The following is a 22,179-nucleotide window of genomic DNA, read 5'->3' on the forward strand; positions in this document are numbered from 1 at the left end:
ATTCGTTTGTATGGTCGATCCTTTGACAACGTACATTAAACAATGTCCCAAACGTGTTCGACAGAAAGCAGAGCGCCAGTGCTGTCAAAGTACTCAGTTTGGGTCTCGAAATCCGCTGACTCCGAGAGATCATGGGTTGTTCTGATGGCACGAATGCCACCTACGTACTTGGTCTCGATCTGATCTCCGTTATCCATGAGCAATGTGCGGAGTTCCAAATATCCATTCGTATCGAACGTGTCGACATACTGGCTCCAGTCGGCTGAGTTGTTTGCCCCTACGCCATCGGTGACGGTCCGACCCGTGCGCTGGCCATTTTCGTATTCGAACACGGTCGACGTGCTGCCACCTGCATCAAATGTGTACTGCCGGGTAGCAATGGTGCCATCTGGGTTGAAGGTGTCGACATACTGGCTCCAGTCGGCTGAGTTGTTTGCCCCTACGCCATCGGTGGCGGTCCGACCCGTGAACTGGCCATTTTCGTATTCGAACACGTCAGTCCTGCTGCCACCTGCGTCAAATGCGTACTGCCGAGTGGCAATGGTGCCATCTGCGTTGAAGGTGTCGACATACTGGCTCCAGGTCGCTGTGCTCTCCTCGCCCGCGCCATCCGTGACGGTTCGACCCGTGCGCTGGCCATTTTCGTATTCAAACACTTCGGACCGGTTGCCGCCTGCGTCAAATGTGTACTGCCGGGTGGCGAGGGTGCCATCTGCGTTGTACGTATCAACATACTGGCTCCAGGCCGCTGTGCTCTCCTCGCCTGCGCCATCGGTGGCGGTCCGACCCGTGAGCTGGCCATTTTCGTATTCGAACACGTCAGTCCTGCTGCCACCTGCGTCAAATGCGTACTGCCGAGTGGCAATGGTGCCATCTGCGTTGAAGGTGTCGACATACTGGCTCCAGGTCGCTGTGCTCTCCTCGCCCGCGCCATCCGTGACGGTTCGACCCGTGCGCTGGCCATTTTCGTATTCAAACACTTCGGACCGGTTGCCGCCTGCGTCAAATGTGTACTGCCGGGTGGCGAGGGTGCCATCTGCGTTGTACGTATCAACATACTGGCTCCAGGCCGCTGTGCTCTCCTCGCCTGCGCCATCGGTGGCGGTCCGACCCGTGAGCTGGCCATTTTCGTATTCGAACACGTCAGTCCTGCTGCCACCTGCGTCAAATGCGTACTGCCGAGTGGCAATGGTGCCATCTGCGTTGAAGGTGTCGACATACTGGCTCCAGGTCGCTGTGTCGTTTGCCCCTACGCCATCGGTGACGGACTGACCCACGCGCTGACCGTTTTCGAAGGTGGTTGCAACCTTGCGCCCGTCGTCCAACAGCGCCCAGCTGAACGTCGTGTTGCCGCCGTTTGATACGATCACCGATGTGGTTTCTCCGCCGTTTTTCGTGACGTTTACGTCCAGTGAAACGTCAGCAAAGTCCAGGACTTCGATATCGAACAGAGTATTTGCGCCCTCATCCCCATTGGTCTGCCTGGCGGTGTCTGTCACCACGAGGGCGCCATCCTGCACATGGAACACAAACTCGTCGGCAGCGCCGGTGAAAAGCACCGTATCAAGACCGCTGCCGCCACGGATCACGTCATCTCCGGCTGAGCTTTGGAAGGTGTCGTCCAGCCGCGTACCGATCAGTTCATCCGCTGCGGAAGTGCCCTGAAATGAATTGGATACCCCATTGATCTGTATCGACAAGGCATGCTGTGTGCCGTCCGCAGCCGTGACCATCAACGTGTCGGTCACGCTTTGACCCGGATCAAGGTTCGGGAACAGGCCCGTCAATGTATAGTGCCATTGGCCATCAGCAGTAACGTCTGCAAAACCCTGCGCCCCGAAGACCCGCCCTGCGATCAGCGCATCAGGGCCGTCAATGTCGGAAACAACGATCTGCCCGCTCAATGTGGTGCCGTCTTCATTCATGGCAGCCGTCAGATCGCCCGAGAATTGGGCAGCGTCATTGACCGGGGTAAGTGCGATTGGCACTTCGAAAACAAAACCATAGGCAGGGTCGTGACCGGGCGGTACGACCCGGATGGTGAGCGATGTTGTCGTGGCAGATGTCAATTCATCCGGTGCAGTGTAAAGCAGCGCAGATTGGATCACTTGCGAAGCGGTGGCCATGTCGCCGCCAAACGCCCACCCCCCTTGCGGATCGGTCTGGACAACAAGGGCAGACAGGCCATGGTCCGAACGAATGGAAAGCTCACCAACCTCGACGTTGAAATACATCGTCCAATTGCCCGCCAGATCCGGGTCAAACAGCTCGACGCCTGCAAACGCCGCAGTCGCGGAGTCGCCTTCGGCCAGGGTGATCGGCGTCTCGGGCAGTGAGATCGTGACAGGATCGTCGATGAACTGAACAGAGATCGCCGTATGCGCTGTTTGAGCAACCGTTTCGTCCGCGCGAAGGAAGCTCCATGTCAGCTCGGTTGTCCCAAACCCATATAGCCGTTCCTGCCCGGTTTCAAACGTGACAAGTTGCAAGGCGGCATTCACGAGATCGGTTGTTGGTGTTCCGGCCCCGTCACCAAAGTCGAAACGTGCCGTCAGATTGCCATTGGTCGTGTCCAAGCGGAACGTGCCAAAGCGTTCTCCGCCAGCAATGAGCGCCCAGCTTGTCCCGTCAATCGGTTGGGTCGTGATCAGCTCGCTTTGTCCGATGCCAAAGATCGGCGCGTCTCCGGCCCGTGCTGATACGACAACGGATGTACCGGAATAGTCCCCCTGACCGCCATTGAGCAGGTCATAATCCACGGCACTGGCGGTCAAAGCCTCTGCCGGGGTCGAAACGACTGTTTCGATATGAGCCTGATTGGCGGCCAGACCACCTATCGTGACCGGGTCATCCACCGGCGTGATCTCAAGCCCGATCTCGCCAATGGTCACGGGGTTGGAACCGTCAAGGCCGGTTGCCGTGACCACAAGTGGACCAAAGGTTCCGTTGGCATTGGGCGGCGGCGTAAAGGTGATGTTACCGATGGTCGCCAGATACGCCGAAATATCCGCTGTCGACCCCGACAGGGTCAAACTGTCGCCAGAGGAAGTCGCGATTGTGATTCCGGTTGCGGCGACTGCGGACAACATGGAGGCCGGTACGCCGCTCAGGGTGACCGTCAGGCCGTCGGTATCGGTGAGCGTGACGCCAGAAAAATCAAGCGCAATGGCCGTGTCTTCGGCCCCCGATTGCGCGGTCAGCGTGCCCGCAACCCGCGTGATGTCGTCCACGTTTGTGACGTCAATCGGAACAGGCCCGATCTCTTGCAATTCCGCCCCACTATCATCCGTCAGGGTCATGGTCAGTTGGGCACTTAGGCCTCCGGCCACATCTGCGGGGTCAACAAATTTGACGCCACCCGCCAAAAAGGCGTTCAATGCCGCGGGCGTGCCGGTCAGGGCCAGCGCTCCGTTTACTGTGGCAACCGAAACCCCCGTTACGCCGGTGGCCGTCAGGTGCCCGGCGTCGACGGATAGAGTCAGGGTGACAACAGGACTGTCCACGTCTGCCAGGTTCAAGCCTGACAGATCCAAAGCGGTCTCTGCATCCGAGGTAACTTCAAGCCGGGTCGGCGGCGTGTCGAACGTGGGAGCGTCATTGACGTTTTGCAGCGTAATCTGCACATCAAGCGTGCCGGTGTCGGTCCCATCGTCAGCGGTCACACGAATGGTCAAGACACTGTCTGCCCCGCTGGTGCCGGACGAATTTGCAGGAAGTGTGCCGGTGATCAGACCCGTTGCTGAATCAATCTCCAACCCGGCAGGCAAGGGCGTGCCATCCGCCAATGTCGCCGAGAAGGTCAGCACATCGCCAGCGTCCGCATCGCGGAAGGCAGAGCCTGCCGCGATCGAAACGACCGACCGCTCGGCAAAAGGCGATGGTTGGGTGAAATCAATCGCAACGGGGGCGTCGTTTTCCCCGTTGATGGTAAAGGTCACCGTGCCTTCCGAGACCCGACCGGTGCTGTCTTGGATGGCGTAGGTCACTGTTTCCGTCGCAACACCCGATGCATTCAGGTCGCGAAACGCATCAAGCGGCAGATAGCTTACGGTCCCATCAGCGTTCAGCTGCACAAAGGCCCCGCTGGGCAATTCCACGAGGTCATTTGCTGTCACAGCCGTCCCGTTCAACGAAACGACCCGCACCACGTCCCCGTCCGCGTCGGTATCGTTGGCAAGGACATTGACGTTCTGCACTTCGCTTTGCTGACCCGTGCTGGTGTCGTTCACAACCACAGGCGCATCTGCGACAGGGGTGACAACAACGTCCAGCGTGGCCGAGGATGTCCCACCCGCGCCATCCGAGATGACATAGGTGATCACTTCGGTCCCGTGAAAATTCGCATTGGGCGTATATGTGATGGTCTGCCCGTCAAAGCTGGCCTGGCCATGGGCGGGGTCCGAAACGCTGATGATTGTCAGGCTCTGGCCATCAACATCGCTGTCATTGGCAACGACATCGAATGTCAGGGTGCCATCTTCCTGAAGTGTTGCGGCGTCATTCAATGCGACCGGCGCGTCGTTTACCTCGGCCACGGTCAGTGTCACGGTCACAACGGTTTCGGCGACCCCATCGGTGATGACATATGTAAAACTGTCAGAGCCGGCGTAGTTTTCCACGGGCGTGTAGCTGACGCTTCCGTCCTCGTTCAAACGCGCGAGCCCATGTGCCGCCGTGCCAACCCGCACCAGCGATACGGTGTCGCCGTCAACGTCAGACGCGGCAGCGAGAGGGTTGAAGCTGTAGGTGCCATCTTCTTGTATGGTCGCCGATATATCAGCGGCCACAGGTGCATCGTTTTCCGCTGTCACCGTGACGGTCACAGTGGCAGTCTCAATGCCGCCCGCACCGTCCGAGACGTCATATGTGAAGGTGTCGGTCCCAAAGAAATCGGCATTTGGCGTATAGATCAGCTGACCACCGGAGATTGTGACCTGGCCATGGGTTGCGTCACCCACTGCTGCAATGGTCAGCACAGCTGTTCCGGGATCACTGTCATTGGCAAGCACATCGATGGTCACGGCCGTGTCTTCCGCCGTCGTAACAGCGTCATCGCCAGCCACCGGAGTGTCCGCGGTGTTGTTAACCGTCACCGTGATGGTTTGCGAGGCTTCGCGCAGCCCGTCACTGACGGTGTAGGTGAGGGTCTCAACCCCGGTGAAGTCAGCGTTCGGAGTGTACGAGATGTTCTTACCACCATCCACGATGGTCACAGTCCCGCCGACGGCCCCGGACACAGCGGTAATCGTAAGTGTCTGGCCGCTGTCCACATCACTGTCATTGGCAAGTACGTCAAAGATATGCTGCCCGGAATCTTCTTGGATCGCATACCCATCTGCAATCAATTGCGGGAGCGTTGAAACATAGACCGTCGCAGTTGCGCTTGAGGTCAACCCACCTGAATCGCGCAGGGTATAGGTGAATGTCAGCGTTCCAATAAAGCCGGGGTTGGGCGTAACCCAGATGCCGTTGTTGCCGAGCTCGAAGGTTGCATTGTCGGCGGTATCACCAACGGCCGTGACGCCCGTGATCAGGCGCGCTTCCATCTGATTTCCGGGGAAAATACGGTCCGCGTCCGTGTCATTCCCCAGCACATTCAACCACGACCGAGCCTCTGGATCGACGCCGATGTGATCGTCCACGCCGACGGGGGCGTCCTGGGTGTTTTCAAAAAACACGCTGGCAAAACTCCTGGTCTCAAGCTCGCCGTCGGTGATCGTGTAATAGAAATCGATGTAGCCGTTGTAATCGGCATTGGGCGTGACTGTGACAGTGCCGTTTTCGTTCAGTGTGACCTGGGCCGCGCCATTCCATGCTGGGCCGACGCTGACAAGGCTCAGCGCATCGCCATTGGGGTCCGAGGCCCAGGACAGTGGGTCGATCGTGATCGGGCTGTCCTCTGTCCCGCGCGGGGCAAGCCGGAAGCCCGCAACAGGAGCAAGGTTCGTCTGAACGGTGACTGTTACCGTTTCAGTTGTCGTCGCACCGGATGTGCTCAGGATCGTATAAGTAAAGCTGTCTTCGCCAGCGAAACCGGCATTCGCTGTGTAGCTGACCGTTCCGTCTGCATTCAAGGTCGCCGACCCGTTGCCCGGTTGCCCCACCCCGGTGATGCTCAGCGTGCCGTCGGCGTGGCTGTCATTTGCCAGCGGCGACAGGGCGACCGTGCGATTGCCATTGATGACCGTCAGATTGACCGGATCCGGTGTCGCCGCAATCGCGTCCGGTTGCGGGGCGACGGTTACGGTTACTGTTTCCGTGACTGTGGTTTGGCCATCAGAGACGGTGTAGGTAAAGCTGTCGGTGCCATAAAAATCTGCAGCAGGCGCGTAGCGCACAGTGCCATTGTCGTTAAGCGTCACCGTCCCATGCGCCCCGTCCGTCACGGACGTGACAGTCAGGATGTCGGACGTGTCGGTGTCCGTGTCGTTGGCCAGTACGTCGATATCGATCACGGCGTCTTCGTTGACCGTGGCCGTATCCGCCCCGAGGGTCGGCGCGTCATTCACCCCATTCACCACAAGCGTCACGGTGGCCGTGCTGGTTGTGACGCCATCGCCGAGCGTATAGGTGAATGTGTCTGTCGTGCTTTCGCCAACGGCCAGATAGTCGAATGCCCCGCTGGGGTCATAGGTGAACGTGCCGGAGTCTGCATTCCACGCCACGGATGCGCCGCGCGCGCTGGTTGTTGCAAACGCGACGATGGCCGCATCGGACACGCCGGGATCAATGTCATTCAAAAGCGTGTCGGCGGTGATCAGAACGGTGTCTTCGTCTGTCTCATATCCCGTTCCGGCATCGTCCGTTGCCTTCACGGCACCATCGACCACCTCCATTGTCCAGATGGTCAAACCGCCTGTTTGCGTGGCTGCCATGTTCAGGTCCAGCAAGTCTGCCGAAGAGAACCGCACAGTCGTCTGGTCGAATGTCACCACGTAGGCGTAGCTACCCTCCGAGCCCGTCCGAACGACGGCGGGCGAAGCGCTGGATCCGGTCCCATGAAATTCCAGCACTTCGCCCAAGGCAAGATCCGTGAGTGTATCGTTGCCGTCGTTCGTCCCAAAGACGTATCGATCCGCGCCTGCGCCACCGGTCAGCGTGTCATCCCCTGCGCCACCGGTGATTACATTGGCGCCATCATCCAGAACGATGACATCGTCCTGCCCCGTGCCCACGACATTCTCGAAACCGGCAGCCGTATCGCTGCCCACAAGGGCGCCAGAGCTGTCGAAAATGCTGATCGACCACGGCGCCGTGGTCGTCGTTGCGGACAGAGCAAAAGTATGGCCCGCCGCAAGCCGGCTGAAATCGAGCGTGTCGGTCCCTTCTTCCCCGTCCACCGTGTCGTTGCCAAGGTTGACGTAAAACCGGTCATTGCCTGCTCCCAGGTTGACCAGATCGTCATTGTCCCACGTCTGGACCGTGTTATGGATATTGTAACGATCAATCGTCGACCTGAAGTCCTCTCCAAGGTCTGCGTAAGAGATCAGATCGACAACAAACGTGCCGTTTGTCAGTATGATTTCTTCAGCGTTCCGGACTTCATCGTAGTCATAGATTGGGTGATACGTGCCCGAAACGCCGGTTTCGTCTGGTGTGAATTGCTGCCCGGCGATGAACCGCGACCCCATCAGGATGTCATAGTCAAAACGCTCGGCGTTGAAGCGCGCGTGATCTTCGAACCGAACCGTTTCGCCAGCGGCGTCCAGAGTGACGACGTCATATCCGCCGCCGGTATCAATCAAAGCACCGGTCAAGGCACGGTCCGCACTGGCCACGGTCCATGGGTCGAAGGCCAGGATATCCGTCACATGGTCGTCACCCTCGCCGGTTGTCGCATGATCCAACCCGGCTCCAAGCCGCACCACATCTGAACCTGTCCCGGTCGTTACACTATCATTGCCGCCGCCACCCGTGACGGTGTTGTCTCCATCCCCCGCATCAATGACATTGTTCCCGGAGGCAGCCATGATTTCGTCGTTGCCCGACCCCGCGATGACCGTGTCATTGCCTTGACCTGTGACAATCAGGTTGTCACCGCCCGCATCGGTGATGTGGTCGTTGCCCAGACCACCCAGAATCACATCTTGCGCCGCTCCGGACGTGACGATGTCGTCGCCTTCGCCACCTTCCAGACGGTTGACGCCTTCGCCCCCTGACAAGGTATCGTTGCCCAGACCGCCCAAAAGCTGGTCATTGCCGCTGCGCCCGACCAGCTGGTCGTCACCCGCCTGACCCAAAATCCGGGAACCTGCATTGGCAGCATAAATGACATCGCTAGCTGCCGACCCGACAGCCCACTCAAACCCTTGGACCGTGGCGCCTGTATCAATGTGTTCGACCAGGTCGGGTGGTGGTGTTGTTAACCACGGAATGTCTTGCTTGAACGCCCATCCAAGTCGGCTTGCCCCAGTCTCCAGATCCAACGACGTGAAGAAATAGGCGTCGGAGACATTGTCCGGCAGCAGTATCTCGAACGTATCAACACCCGACCCACCATAATAAGTTGCGCCGTTCACCAACTCGCCCGCGACATAGTCATGCCCGGCGCCTGCATCGACTGTGACAAGCTGTTGCGACGTGTCCGAGTAGTGCGAGAACACAAGCCCGTTGTTTGTGTTGCTGACCCGTGCATTGATCAACCGCGATGTGTCGATGATGAACGTGTCCCCAAAGTCGCTACCAAGAATGTTGGTTGCGTCGGTCGATGTCGTGGAGTCCACGGTCGACAGCTTGATACCCTTGGTCGCGTCGCGGAAATCGGCAAGCCGCAAATCCCCAACCTCGATCCCCTCAAAGTTCGTGTAGTTCACCAGAACACGGGTGTTGTTCGAGGTAATCGTGGACGTGTCGGCCAGCATGATAGATACGGTCGAACTGGTCACGATCAGATCGCCGCCATGTCCGGCAGTGGCCGAACCTGTCAGCGCGGTCAGGTCCAGAACATCAGTCCCATCCCCACCATCCACCGTCGCTGCGACCGCCGTTGCGTAATGGTTGCTGCTGTTGTTTCCGGGGCGTCCGTCCACGTCTTGGCGCAGGACAAATCTATCATCGCCCCCAAGGAGCGAATAGCTTTGCCCTTCATAGGTAATTACCGTGTCCCGATTGTCCGAGAAAGACGTCTGCGCCGTCCCGTGTTCAAGAATATAGAGGGCATCGCCAGTGCGTACATCGGTTGCCGCATTGGCGTAATTCGATCCGGTGAATGGGTTAAAACCGACGACCTGCTCGATCATCGACCACGGATCAGTTGTACCATCGAAAAAGTCGATGAATGCCGGCCGATAGGCAGTCCCGTTGACGCGGGCAAAGATATATTTCTGTGGGCCGAGGTTCGGATGCAGCGTCAGCGTAAGTTCCTGATAAAAATCCGCGTCACCGTATTGGGCAGCAATCTTCTGCCAAAGGTTGGTTGACATGGTCGTCAGCGCACTTGCGATGGTCCTGGCTTGGTCGGCTGCCTGATTGAATTGCTCTCCGTCGCTTCCGCCCGCGGTGTACCACCAATCAGGCAACGTCCCGCCATTGTTGTGCACCGCTGCTTCGATCAGGCCCTGACTGATCGCGGTTGGGGACAGATCAACCTGCCCGCCCGATCCGTCAAGCGCATTAACCCCGGCAGATATCGCAATAGGCAGGATGTAATCGAAGACGTAGTCGCTGACGCCCCAGGTGAGGATAGACGTAACGGTCTGGACGGCAATCGTGAACAGCTCGGTTGGATCGCCGTCACCCTTTGCGGCCGCAATGATCCCTGGCACAAGGTAGGTTGCAATGTTGACAACATTGGCCGCGGCCTTGGCGGCGGGCGGCAAGGGCAAAGCGGACAACAGCGTGGTCGCGGCCCGCAAGGTCGCGGCAGCCGCAACGCCAATGTCGGCGGCGCCCGCCTGGCCCGACAGGATGTTGCCATAAACATCCCGCGCTTCGGTCATGGCACGCATCGCCTCGCCAATCGACCCGCGGAACAAGTCCTGTTCAGCATCCGTGCTTGGCAAAATACTGCCGTTGGACGCGTTTTGGGCGATAGCAGCGTCAAATTCTGCCAACATGTTGTCCGCCAGAGTTGCAGCGCGTGCCTGCAATTCGCTTGCAGTGGGTTGCGTGCCAGCCGTGGACAACCCCTGGCTGCCCGCAAACATTTCCGCCAACTGAAGCTCAAATTCTCGCACGGACCGAACGGCAGACGGCGCAGCCCCACCAACGCCCTGTTCGCCAAACAACAACATCGCTGCCATGCTGGTGAAATCGGCCTGGGCCTCGGATGCTGACATCGTGCTGGCATCTACGCCGTACAGCCGCACATCGGTCAGATCGAGGCTGACCTGCCCGCTCATCACATCGCGGGCGTAGGCTTCGTAAGCGGCAAAGATTTCGGTGTCAGTCGTAAAGTCGCGGGCCATTTTGGGGCTTTCAGTCAGGGTCGGGCAGTGGGTCGTCCGGGGGGATGGTGATTGTCACAAGTCATTAGAATCAGCAACTGAACTGAAGCTGAATGAAAAGTGGAATTTTCGGGGCGGCTTCAGCTACTTGCGACTGGATCCAGGGTCAACATCGTTGAAAACAAAAACACGATCTGACAGCGTCAGCGCGTCCGTCGGATCACGGGTGCGTGTACAGTCGTGGTGCTCAGATCGTGCGTCAGAGCTGTTGGCTGCTGCTGGCCGCGGGATGGCTGTGCTGGATGACGATTGCCAAAAGCACCCACCTGCACCATACCGAGGGCGCGCTTGTGCGGCGAAAAATCGTTGATCGGCTTGCCGTCCAGTAGGATTTCAACGCGTGTCGCTGTCTCAAAACCAGAGAACATCATTGGACATGTTGATTTCCCTGAACCTGATGGCCCAAGCAATGTCATGAAATCCCCTTTGGCAGTTCAAGATTTGGATCCTTTGCAACCCATGTTTCGCCGTTACACCTCTTTGGAAAGCGCCCGAACGGGACGAACGCATTTTGTGCTGTAGAACTCACAGCGCTTCCTCCATCAGTAAACTTGCGGCCGCGAGGGGCAGCGCTAAGCAAGCTCTAAATCATCACAGACTAAGTTCAGGGCACCTTAGAGGGTTGACTTATTGAAGTTAATCGGCAAATCCTGAAAAACTTATTGAGGTTTGCGATAAATAAATGGACATACGACAACTCAAAAGCTTTTTGACGGTTGCCGAGCTCGGCAGTTTTTCAGCTGCTGCAGAGCGACTTGGTGCGAGCCAATCAACGATCAGCGGGCACATCAATAAGCTTGAAGACCATCTTCAGGTTCATCTTTTTCAACGAACCACGCGCATGTGCGAGATTTCCAAGGCAGGGCAGGATCTTATCGCCTATGCCAAAGACGTCGTTTATGCCGAAGAAAGGTTGAGTGACGCATTTCTTCCAAATAGGACCGGTGGATCGATAAGACTCGGCGTCCCTGACGACTACCATCTACTGCCGCGGGTCGCAGGCGTGATTCAGGATTTCCAACTCAGCAGACCCCGCGTCACGATACAGCTGGATGCTGGACTATCAGAGCACCACAAAGCAGCACTCGATGACAATCGGCTAGACCTCGCTATTTTGCGTTTTCCGTCCGAGGAGAAAAGTAAGAAGACACCGCTGGAAGCTAGATTGGTTTGGATCAAGTCGCCTGACTTGGCAGTGGATTTTTCTGAAGATCTGCCAATCGCTCATGTGGCGCGTCCTTGTGCATATTTTGGATCGGTCCGGAGCGCACTGGAACAAAAAGAAATATCCTGGCGATCTGTCTTTTCTTGTACAACGCTGGAAGGGGTCCGAGCTGCGGTGACGTGTGGGATGGCAATTGCAGCAGTCCCAGAGAGAGATTGCCCTGATGCTTCAATGCTCTTTCAGGACTCAAGACTGCCTGAACTGCCAGTTTTTGGGATCGAGTGTGTCACGGCCAGTGACGACCCGCCGATGGTTGTAAGACAGTTTGAAAAGCTTCTGAAAGCAGAGTTGTATTTGTAGGGCATGAAGACAATGCCAACGTTAGCGATTTGATGCGTTGAACCAGACGCGCGCTCGAGATCGTAGCCGTGGAAGTCTCTTCCGGGCGCTAGCCCCAAGGCCAAAGGGCTTGGGCGACCCCCAAACCACCTTTGCCGCTGGACGCTGCGGGGGCAATTGGGTAAGCGGATTGAGACTGACCGCACGAAAAGGAACCACCCCATGTCTGGACACGGCACGCCCATCCCGATGACCTCGACCCCTTGCGGTCCGCTGAGTGGTGTGGCCGAGGTGCCCGGCGACAAGTCGATCTCGCATCGTTCGTTGATCCTGGGCGCGATGGCTGTGGGCGAAACCCGGATCACCGGCCTGCTCGAGGGCGAGGATGTGCTGGACACCGCCAAAGCCATGCGCGCGTTTGGGGCCGAAGTGATCAAACATGACGACGGCAGTTGGTCGGTGCATGGCGTGGGCGTGGGCGGCTTTGCCGAGCCGGACAATGTGATCGATTGCGGCAATTCTGGCACTGGCGTGCGGCTGATCATGGGGGCGATGGCCTCGTCCCCGATCACGGCGACCTTTACTGGAGATGCCAGCCTGAATGGCCGTCCCATGGCCCGGGTGACCGATCCGCTGGCCTTGTTTGGTACGCAGACGGTGGGCCGCAAAGGCGGGCGTCTGCCGATGACCATCGTGGGTGCGGCAGACCCGGTGCCGGTGCGTTACGAGGTGCCGGTGCCTTCGGCGCAGGTGAAATCGGCTGTGCTGCTGGCTGGTCTGAACGCGCCGGGCCAGACTGTCGTGATCGAAAAAGAAGCGACCCGCGATCATTCCGAACGGATGCTGGCAGGCTTTGGGGCCGAGATTACGGTCGAGGACACCGACGAGGGGCGTGTGATCACTCTGACCGGACGCCCTGAGTTGAAACCGCAGGTGATCGCCGTGCCGCGTGATCCGTCGTCGGCAGCGTTTCCGGTTTGTGCGGCTCTGCTGACGCCGGGTTCGGATGTATTGGTTCCTGGTATTGGCCTGAACCCGACACGCGCGGGGCTCTTTACCACGCTGCGCGAGATGGGGGCTGATTTGACCTATGAGAATGAGCGCGAAGAGGGCGGAGAGCCGGTTGCGGACCTGCGCGCGCGCTACTCGCCCAACATGAAGGGCATCGAGGTGCCGCCCGAGCGCGCGGCCTCGATGATCGACGAATATCCGGTGCTGTCCGTTGTTGCCGCCAATGCCACGGGAACAACCATGATGGCGGGTGTCAAAGAACTCCGTGTCAAGGAAAGCGACCGTATCGACGCCATGGCGCGTGGCCTGCGCGCCAATGGTGTGAGTGTGGATGAGGGCGAGGATTGGTGGTCGGTCACCGGTCTGGGCATTGGCAAAGTGCCAGGAGGTGGGACCTGCGAAAGCTTCCTGGATCACCGCATCGCCATGTCGTTCATGGTGATGGGCATGGGCGCGCAAGCGCCGGTCTCGGTCGATGACGGTGGCCCGATCGCCACGTCCTTCCCGATTTTTGAGCCACTGATGGCCAGCCTTGGGGCGAGTGTCGCGCGGGGTTAACCCCCCGCGCTGTGGCTTAGACGTAACCGAGCGACCAGATCACGGTGCCCGCACCGATCACGAACCACACCAGCAGAACGGTCCAATAGGTCCAGGGATCCTCGTCTCGCACTACGGGCTCCCACAGGTATGTGTAGCCCATGAGCAGATCCTTGATCGCCCAAAGGATCAGGCCGATGCCGACGTAAAACCAGATATCCATGACAGTCTCTTGAGTTGGAGTGAGTGTACGTTCTTTACAGCCTCAACATTGGGCTCGCAATCGTGCGATCAACGGGGAAATAAGTGAACGATAACTCAAATTTCATGTTACACTCTGAAGGCGCCACATTGAACAGGCGCAATCAGGGAGAGATGAATGTTCAAACAATCCATTTTCCAGGCGCTGACCATCACCGGGTTTGCACTTTTGCCAACGTGGGCCACCGCCTTCGATCAGGTTGACCCGGCCGAGGCCGGCTTTGATCCGGACAAGGTGGCAGCCATTGCACAGATGCTGGACAATGATGTGGCCGAGGGGCGCATTCTGGGCGGCACCGTTTCGATCTTGCGGAATGACAAACTGGCGCTGCATCATGCAACAGGGCAGCGGGCGCCCGATGGAACTGCGCAAGAGATCGACGACATATTCCGCATCTTTTCGATGACCAAACCCATCGTCTCGGTCGCCGCCATGATGCTGGTCGAGCGGGGGCAACTGGACCTCGATGCACCGCTTAGCCAATACATCCCCGAGTTTTCCGACACCAAGCTGATCGAAGTCAGCGGACTTTATGAGCCCGAGCGCGAGATCACCGTGCGTGATTTGCTGCGGCACACGTCGGGCATCGTCTATGGCTTTTTTGGCGATACATTCGCCCGCGACGAATACAAGAAACACAACCTGCTCGACACCACCGTCAGCACCGGTGACCACGCTCGTTTGATCGCGGGCCTGCCCTTGGAACATGAACCCGGCGCGGCCTGGGAATACGGACGATCAACCGATGTTCTGGGCCATGTGATTGAGGTTGTTTCGGGCCAACGCCTCGATGTTTTTCTGAAGGTCGAGATTCTCGATCCGCTGGACATGGCCGACACCGCCTTCCATGTTCCGCAGGACAAGGCTGATCGCGTTGCCCTGCCGGGGCAGCACGGGTTCATGTTCGATCCGATGATCGAGCCCGCCTATCACTCGGGTGGCAGCGGGTTGATGTCCACTGCGCCCGATTACCTGCAATTTGTCGGCATGTTGCTGAACGGGGGAGAGCTGGATGGGGTCCGCATCCTGCAACCCGAGACCGTGGCTGATATGGGTGCAGATCACCTGCAGGGCGTGCGCCCTGGCAACTATGACCTGCTGGGCGACGAAAACACCTTTGGCCTCGGTTTTGCGGTCCGCCAAACCGAGGCGGGAACCGGCAAAGGCTCGGTCGGGGACATGTGGTGGGGTGGCTTTGCCGGGACGTATTTCTGGGTTGATCCGGTGCAGGACATGGCCGTCGTTTTCATGATCCAGAACCCCGACCAGCGTGAATTCTACCGCCCGGTTTTGCGCAACGCGGTCTATGACGCCCTGACCAGCGACTAAGCCGCAGACCCCGGTGCGGAAAACTCTGTGCCGGGGATTGCCAAAGACGGGCGCAGGTCAAATAAGGTGGGGCAGACCTAAAACAGGGGGCACCCATGCGTTTCACCATAGCCATCGACGGCCCGGCTGCGGCCGGCAAGGGCACGATTTCCAAGGGCGTGTCGGCCCATTTCGGCTTTGCCCATCTGGACACCGGGTTGCTTTATCGCGCCGTGGGTCGCCGCACGATGGACGGCGAGGGGGCCGAGGCAGCGGCGCTGGCTTTGACACCCGAAGATCTGGACCGGGGTGACCTTCGCACGGCCCATGTGGCCCAGGCCGCCAGCAAGGTGGCCGTCATCCCCGAGGTGCGCGCGGCATTGGTCGACTTTCAACGCAACTTTGCCCGCCGCGACGGCGGCGCCGTCCTGGACGGCCGCGATATCGGCACCGTGATCTGCCCCGAGGCCGAGGTGAAGCTCTATGTCACCGCAACGCCCGAAGTGCGCGCCGAGCGTCGCTATCTCGAGTTGTCGGGCAAAGGCTCGGACATCAGCCGTGAACAGGTTCTGGCAGACGTCAAAGAGCGTGACGCCCGCGATATGGAACGCGCGCAAGCCCCGCTGATCCCGGCCAAGGATGCGGTGCTGGTGGACACCAGCGACCTGTCGATCGAAGATGCGCTGGCCACTGCGATTGCAGCCGTGCAGACCAAGCTGCCTAGGTAAGGCTCAAACGATCACCAACCTGTGTATCGCTCATAAGGATGCACCTCCTTAGGCTTGGGGAAACTCAATCCCGGAGGTGCGCCATGTTCCGTCTTGTTCTGCTTTTGTCGATGCTATTGCTGGGAACCGCGACCTTGGCTCAGGATGCACAAGAAGAAACCCAGGCCGAAGAGCCGATGACTTATGAGCGTCTGGGAAAGATCATCTTCGCACTGGACGAAAGCGCGCAACCCCGCGGCCCGGGATTTGAGCTTTCGGTGTCGGGCGTGCCGATCATCGTGGTAACCGACCCGGTGGCTGACCGTATGCGCGCCATGGTCCCAATCCGACGCGCGGATGAGCTGACTCAGGACGATTTGCAGCGGATGATGCAGGCAAATTTCGACAGCGCACTGGACGCGCGCTATGCCATCGCCAATGGCACGCTTTGGGCTGCTTTCATTCACCCGCTGTCGCCGTTGGAAAAGGATCAGTTCATCTCGGGCTTGGCGCAAACCGTCAACATCGCCAAAACCTACGGCACGCTTTATTCGGGCGGCGCCGCGCAATACGGCGGCGGGGACAGCGGCAATCTGCAACGCGCTCTGATCGAGGAACTGCTCAAGAAGGGCGAAGAGATCTAAGCCGACGCAAGCGGGTTGTCGGCGCTTGTTGTCGGCGTTGCATATCTGCAGAGCAAAACATGGCGTCGCGCAGGCGTTGTTTGTACCGGTGTCTCTAATTCTCCAGGGTGGGTAACGGCCCCGAAAGAGACCGCATTTTGCGAAACCCGATCAAAAGGGCATACTTGGACGCAGCTTTATTTCTGAATTTCCCCCAAGGAATTCTTCCCATGGTGGCCAAACAACCCAATGTTCTGACCCGATGCGTTGCAGCGATTGGGCTGTCGATCCGCTCCAAACTGCTGATCGCATTCATGGGCATCACCGGTCTGCTTGTCGCCCTGGCGCTCTTTGGGCTCTATTCTCTGCAACAGTCAAACGCCCGCACCCAAGCATTGATCCGAGATCAGGAGCGCATCGAATATTTCACCCAGATCCACGCATATGTCGGCGATCTGATCGCGATGACCTTGGGGCAATACACACCCTATGAGCTCAACAATGCCGGGGCAGGTGGATTTTTTGGCGCCCCGGTTGATGCCCGTGTTGGCGACCTTCAATTGTTTGTTGCCAAGGGCGTTCGACACTTCGGCCAAACTGGCATGCAGGACGCGGACCTTGTTGCGCGCCTTCGGTCTGAATTGGCCATTCTCCGGCCACATGCCATCGAGGTGCAACGCCTGCGTCGCGAAGAGGGCAAGCCGGTCGCAGCCCCATTCGCCATGGAAAAACTGTTTGAACCGCTGCGCGGCATTCAGCGCGATGTTTATACCGTTGTGCAAGGCATCGAAAGAGACATGGCCGCCCGGGCCAGGTCGACGGCTGTGGCCTATCAGGCCTCGCGCCAATTGGTGGTCACTTCGGCACTGGTCGCCGTTGGCATATCGCTCTTGCTGGGCTATGCCATCTCGTCCTCTCTGGTCTGGCCGGTTCGTCGGATCGGACATGCGTTGGATACAGTTGCCAAAGGGGGCTTCGACGCCCGTGTCTCAGTTCCAAACCGGGATGAGCTCGGTGAATTGGCCGGCAATGTCAACGCCACGAGTGAGCAGCTTGGTGATCTTTATCAAGAGGTCGAAAGCCAGCGCGCAGAGCTGGCAAAAGAGCATGCCAAGTCCGAGGCGCTTTTGTACAATCTGTTGCCTGCCGACATAGCAGCCCGCCTGAAGCTTGAACCGGACAGCACAATCGCCGACAGCCTGCCCAGGGTGGCGATCCTGTTTGCCGACATCGTGGATTTCACGCCCAGGGCCGTTTCTCTGCCGCCTGAGGATGTCGTGGGCTTTCTGAACAAGATATTCAGCGCCTTTGATGAGCTGGCGGAAAAACACGGGCTGGAAAAGGTCAAGACCATCGGGGACGCGTATATGGTTGCCGCTGGAATGCCGTCCCCGGTTGGGGACCCGGTCCATCGGGTGGCAGAGATGGCCCTGGACATGCAGCATGTCGTGACCGAGATGTCTGGCGAGTTTCCCGAGGGTCTGGAGGTTCGCATCGGGCTTCACGCAGGTCCGGCCGTGGCTGGTGTTATCGGGAACCGAAAGTTGTTCTACGATGTTTGGGGCGAGACCGTGAACACGGCCTCCAGAATGGAAAGCCTCGGGGAACCGGGCCGTATTCAAGTCACTGCAGAGGTCAAAGCAGAGCTGGAACCGGGGTACCAATTTGTTCGACGCGGGCAGGTCGACGTCAAAGGCCTCGGCGAGGTAGAGACCTGGTGGTTGTCTGGAAAGCAGGCTGCAACTTAGCGCTTGTCTGACATACGAAAGTGTTGGCAACCAACGCGGCCTGATCCGAGCGTGATGTTCTTGTCAAAAAGAGAGGAGGCCGGAGCAACCTTTCGGCGCTCCGGCCCAACCCGCCGTTCGTGAGTGATGGCAGGACGTCAAAGTCCACGGCGGGTGTATCTGATCCTTGCAGTGCAAAGACCGTGCCGCCGTCGGAACATCGTCAAAATCCAGTCCGGGGAGGCAATCTGCCGGACGTACCTATGTCCCCGGAACGAAGGGTTCAATTAAGGTTTTCCATAGTCCAAAGCGGAAAAGGCGCTTGCAAACAGCCCGAACTGGCGATTTCCCACTCATGACCCTACGTCAATGCGTGTTCTTTTGCCTGTTCAACTCCGCTTGCTCAACGGGTGTTGGCGTGTGGTTGAACACAAAGGCCGTGCGACAGGCCTCTTCGCCACCAAGTTCTGCGATCTTGAGACGCTGATCATCAAAGGCGCGGGCGTTGACGTCGTCGGGATCACATATCTCGCGCAGGCGCCGTTCGCCTTCGATCAGGGCTGCCTGGACCTCGGGGTCATTGACGCCGTCCATGGCGCGGTTCACCTGTTCATGCGGGTCCGTGTTCAAATCAAAAAGCTGCGGTGAATGGCCCACGTAATGCACGTATTTCCAGTGTCCCCACCGCACCATGAACGTGCCAGTCTTGGAGCCGCCGTCGTGATATTCGCTGAATCCGGTGCGATCCAAATCATCCGGCGCATTGGCAACTGCGCGCAGGGATATGCCTGGCAGTGCCGCGCTGGCCTCGTCCTCGGGCACCGCGCAGACCTCGCGCGCGGTGGCCGCGATATCGACCAGGTTGGTGCAGGTTGCCACCCGGTGCCCGGCGGGAACTCCGGGTCCGGCAGCGATCATCGGCACGCCGGCGCTGGCCTCGTACATCACCTGTTTGGTCCAGAACCCCTGATCCCCCATCATGTCGCCGTGGTCCGAAACATACAGGACCACCGTGTTTTCCAGCTGCCCGCTCTCTTCCAGCGCTTTCAACACGCGACCGACGCAGTCATCCATGAAGGACGTCAGACCGTAGTAGGCAACCTTGGCCTCGCGCATCTTCTGCTCGTCGAAATAGTCGTCGTAGTGGAAGAAGTCCTTGATGTTGCGCAGTTCGGGGTGGTCGGGGATGCCTTTGCCATAGCCCACCGGAACATCCATATCGGCAGGGTCATACATTGCCGACCATTCTTCTGGGCAGGTGAGGGGGTAGTGTGGGCTGACCAGCGAAACAAAAGCCGCCCAGGGCTGGTCTTGTCGCACAGGATCGGTCAGCCAAGCCTCGGTCGCATCGGTGATTGCAAGGTCATAGTCGGTGTAGGTCGACGATCCCACACCCACGTCGCCCGCCAGTTCGGCGGCTGAATCATAAGGCGGCGGGTTCTCTCGCAGCAGCCCCACGGCCCAGCCGACGCCGCCCACCACATGCATCGGCAGGATTTCCTCGGAAAACCCGTTGTCATCCTCGCCCGAGCGGAAATGCAGCTTGCCGATGCTGACCACCTCGCGCCCGGCATCTCGTAAATGCCCCATCCAGCTGCGTGGGTGTCCCGCATAGGGTGTTGCGCTGTCCCAATGACCCGTCTTGTGGACCCAATCACCGCTGGCCAGGGCGGCCCGTGTCGGCACGCACATGGGAGAGGGGGTGTAGGCCGCATCAAACATTGTGCCCCGTGCAGCCAAGGCGTCCAGGTTAGGCGTCTTTACGATTGGGTGGCCCGCACAGCCCATCGCATCCTTGCGATGCTCGTCCGAGATGATGACCAGGAAATTGGTGTGCTCGTTCATGCTGCTGCCCTCCGCGTTGCGCAAAAAAGCAGGCCCTGAACGGGCCTGCCCGATCTTTTCCAATCCCTAGCACGCAGGGGTTACAGGCGGTCCTTCAAAAAACGACGTAGAATCTTGCCCGACGGCGATTTTGGCACTTCGTCGATCACCTCGAGCACGCGGACCTGTTTGTAATGCGCCAACCGGTCGCCCAGATAGGTCTGCACGGCCGCTAGATCGGGGGCAGCCTTGCCCGGAGCGGCTACGACAAAGGCCATCGGCAACTCTCCGACGGCATCATCGGGTTTGCCAATCACAGCGGCGTCCACGATGTCGGGATGGGTGAGCAACTCGGCCTCCAGCTCTGCCGGGGCGACTTGAAACCCGTTGTACTTGATCAGCTCTTTCAAGCGATCGGTGATGTAAACATATCCTTCGTCATCGAAATGCGCGATGTCCCCGGTACGCAGCCAGCCACCGTCAACAATGGTCTCGGCTGTGGCGGTGGGGTTGTTCAGGTATCCCTTCATCACCTGCGGCCCGCGGATCCACAGTTCGCCATCCTCGCCGTCTGCAGCATCCTCCATCGTGTCGATGTTGACGATCCGGCATTCGGTGCTGGGGATGGTCACGCCCGAGGCGCCGGATTTGCCCACCCCGTTGGGAGAGATATGACTGACCGGGCTCAGCTCGGTCATGCCATACCCCTGATTGACCCGCGCGTCCAACCGCCCGGCCAAAGCATCCCCCACATCCGCGCCCAAGGGGGCGGCGGCGCAAAAGATCTGATCGGTGAACGACAGGTCATATTTGTCGATGAGCGGATGCATCGCCAGCGCCAGTGCCACCGGTGGTACGATCCACAGGCGCGGCGTTTTGTGTTCGCTGATCAGGTCAAGATACTGCTCCAGATCGAACCTGGGCATGGTGACCAGCGCACCACCTGCGGCCAGGTAGATGTTCATCATCACCTGCAGGCCGTAGATATGGAAGAACGGCAGAAACACCACCGTCCGTTCGCCGTTGGTCAGGTCCGATGGCACCAGTGTCTGATCGGTGTTCACCACCAGGTTCTGGTGGGTCAGCATCACTCCCTTGGGTAGACCGGTCGTGCCAGAAGAATAAGGCAGCGCCACCACATGTTCGGCCGCATCCACCGGGGCCTGCTCGGCCATGGGCGCGCCCATCAGGTCGGAGAACGCCACCGTGCCCTCGGGCGCGTCACCTATCACCACGATCTGGGTCACGCCTGTGCCTTTGATCGCCTCGCGCGCGGTGTCCAGAAACATCTCGATCGTGACCAGCGTATCCGCCGAGGCATCGCGCAGCTGATGGTTCACCTCATGCGCGGTGTAGGTCGGGTTGATCGTGGTCACCGTGCCCCCGGCCCAGGCCACGCCGTGAAAGGCGATGCAGTATTCCGGGATGTTGGGCAGCATCAGTGCCACGCATTTGCCCGCACCCATGCCGCGCGCGTCTAGGCCCCCGGCCAGGGATTTGACGGCTCCCATGAACTGCGCGCCCGTGTAGCTGCGCTCGGTTGGACCGTCGATCAGAATGGTCATTTCGGGGTCGATCCCCGCAAACACCCGTTGCGTGATGGTCTGATCGGACAAGGCCACGTCCGGGAATGAACTGGTGATGATACCCACGCGAAAATCTCCCTGAATTATTCTTTTGATTGCGACCACTGTAGGAGCGTCCGCGCGCAAACCAAAAGAATATTCTCTGTGGGGTTATGCGTCTTCCACTGCGACCTCGGCATCATATGCTGCGCGGGCCTTGTCGATGGCGCCCAGGTTCTCCAACGCCCAGAGGCCCATGACCTCGACCGGCTTGCGGAACGATTGACCCAGCGGGGTCAGGGAATACTCCACCTTGGGCGGAATGGTCGGGTGATAGGTGCGGTTGACCAACCCGTCCCGCTCCAAAGCACGCAACGTCAGGCTGAGCATGCGCTGCGAAATCCCAAGATGCCGCTTGAGCTCATTGAACCGCAGCGTACCGTATTGCGCCAGAGAGATCACGATCAGCACGCTCCAGCGATCACCGACGCGGCCCAGAACCTCGTTGATGCGACCACATTCGGGGCATTGATTGGCTTTGTTCATGGCAGTGGTTCCCTCTGTGTAACCGGGGCTCAGAGATGTGCCTTCTTGCGGGTCTTTATGGTGTTACATATATCGTCGGTTACAAAATTATACCACCCCGGGGCGGGTGCCCCACAAAGG

11 protein-coding genes and 1 pseudogene are annotated in these 22,179 nt (G+C 59.0%); 6 read left to right on the forward strand and 6 right to left on the reverse strand.

Annotated elements, in window-relative coordinates; translation table 11 throughout:
* Positions 1-35 precede the first annotated feature (35 nt).
* Positions 36-10,406: an Ig-like domain-containing protein gene (locus TRL7639_RS04015; protein WP_085794488.1), complete on the reverse strand. Its 10,371-nt coding sequence runs from the start codon at positions 10,404-10,406 to the stop codon at positions 36-38.
* 150 nt (positions 10,407-10,556) lie between these two features.
* Positions 10,557-10,974, reverse strand: a pseudogene (locus tag TRL7639_RS04020) (ATP-binding cassette domain-containing protein); the annotation flags it as partial.
* A 153-nt stretch (positions 10,975-11,127) separates the two neighbouring features.
* Here TRL7639_RS04020 and TRL7639_RS04025 point away from each other — a divergent pair.
* The gene (locus TRL7639_RS04025; RefSeq protein WP_085794489.1) at positions 11,128-11,970 is read left to right on the forward strand and encodes a LysR family transcriptional regulator; all 843 of its coding nucleotides are present in this window, start codon (positions 11,128-11,130) and stop codon (positions 11,968-11,970) included.
* A 201-nt stretch (positions 11,971-12,171) separates the two neighbouring features.
* Complete coding sequence (aroA, locus tag TRL7639_RS04030) at positions 12,172-13,518, forward strand: 3-phosphoshikimate 1-carboxyvinyltransferase (protein WP_085794490.1); 1,347 nt, start codon at positions 12,172-12,174, stop codon at positions 13,516-13,518.
* Between the two features lie 16 nt (positions 13,519-13,534).
* Here aroA and TRL7639_RS04035 read toward each other — a convergent pair whose 3' ends face one another.
* Complete coding sequence (locus TRL7639_RS04035; RefSeq protein WP_085794491.1) at positions 13,535-13,720, reverse strand: hypothetical protein; 186 nt, start codon at positions 13,718-13,720, stop codon at positions 13,535-13,537.
* Between the two features lie 156 nt (positions 13,721-13,876).
* Between TRL7639_RS04035 and TRL7639_RS04040 the strand changes: the two genes are divergently transcribed.
* From TRL7639_RS04040 to TRL7639_RS04055, 4 genes are all read left to right on the forward strand, one after another.
* A complete protein-coding gene (locus TRL7639_RS04040) occupies positions 13,877-15,088 on the forward strand; it encodes a serine hydrolase domain-containing protein (protein WP_085794492.1) in 1,212 nt (403 codons plus the stop codon).
* A gap of 95 nt (positions 15,089-15,183) precedes the next feature.
* The gene (locus TRL7639_RS04045; RefSeq protein WP_085794493.1) at positions 15,184-15,795 is read left to right on the forward strand and encodes a (d)CMP kinase; all 612 of its coding nucleotides are present in this window, start codon (positions 15,184-15,186) and stop codon (positions 15,793-15,795) included.
* Positions 15,796-15,878: 83 nt separating this feature from the next.
* Positions 15,879-16,418 (forward strand): hypothetical protein, encoded by a 540-nt coding sequence (locus tag TRL7639_RS04050; protein WP_085794494.1) that lies wholly within the window; start codon positions 15,879-15,881, stop codon positions 16,416-16,418.
* Positions 16,419-16,627: 209 nt separating this feature from the next.
* On the forward strand, positions 16,628-18,145 hold the full coding sequence (locus tag TRL7639_RS04055; protein ID WP_085794495.1) for an adenylate/guanylate cyclase domain-containing protein: 1,518 nt from the start codon (positions 16,628-16,630) through the stop codon (positions 18,143-18,145).
* Between the two features lie 345 nt (positions 18,146-18,490).
* On the opposite strand, the gene TRL7639_RS04060 is transcribed toward TRL7639_RS04055, so the two are convergent.
* The 3 genes from TRL7639_RS04060 to TRL7639_RS04070 all read right to left on the reverse strand — a co-directional run bounded on the left by TRL7639_RS04060 (position 18,491) and on the right by TRL7639_RS04070 (position 22,059).
* A complete protein-coding gene (locus TRL7639_RS04060) occupies positions 18,491-19,969 on the reverse strand; it encodes a sulfatase family protein (protein ID WP_085796247.1) in 1,479 nt (492 codons plus the stop codon).
* An 80-nt stretch (positions 19,970-20,049) separates the two neighbouring features.
* Positions 20,050-21,600, reverse strand: a complete 1,551-nt coding sequence (locus TRL7639_RS04065) for an AMP-binding protein (protein WP_085794496.1) — start codon at positions 21,598-21,600, stop codon at positions 20,050-20,052.
* A gap of 84 nt (positions 21,601-21,684) precedes the next feature.
* Positions 21,685-22,059, reverse strand: a complete 375-nt coding sequence (locus TRL7639_RS04070; RefSeq protein ID WP_085794497.1) for a winged helix-turn-helix transcriptional regulator — start codon at positions 22,057-22,059, stop codon at positions 21,685-21,687.
* Between the last annotated feature and the right edge of the window lie 120 nt (positions 22,060-22,179).

It is taken from the genome of Falsiruegeria litorea R37 (assembly GCF_900172225.1).
Classification (GTDB): Bacteria; Pseudomonadota; Alphaproteobacteria; order Rhodobacterales; family Rhodobacteraceae; genus Falsiruegeria; species Falsiruegeria litorea.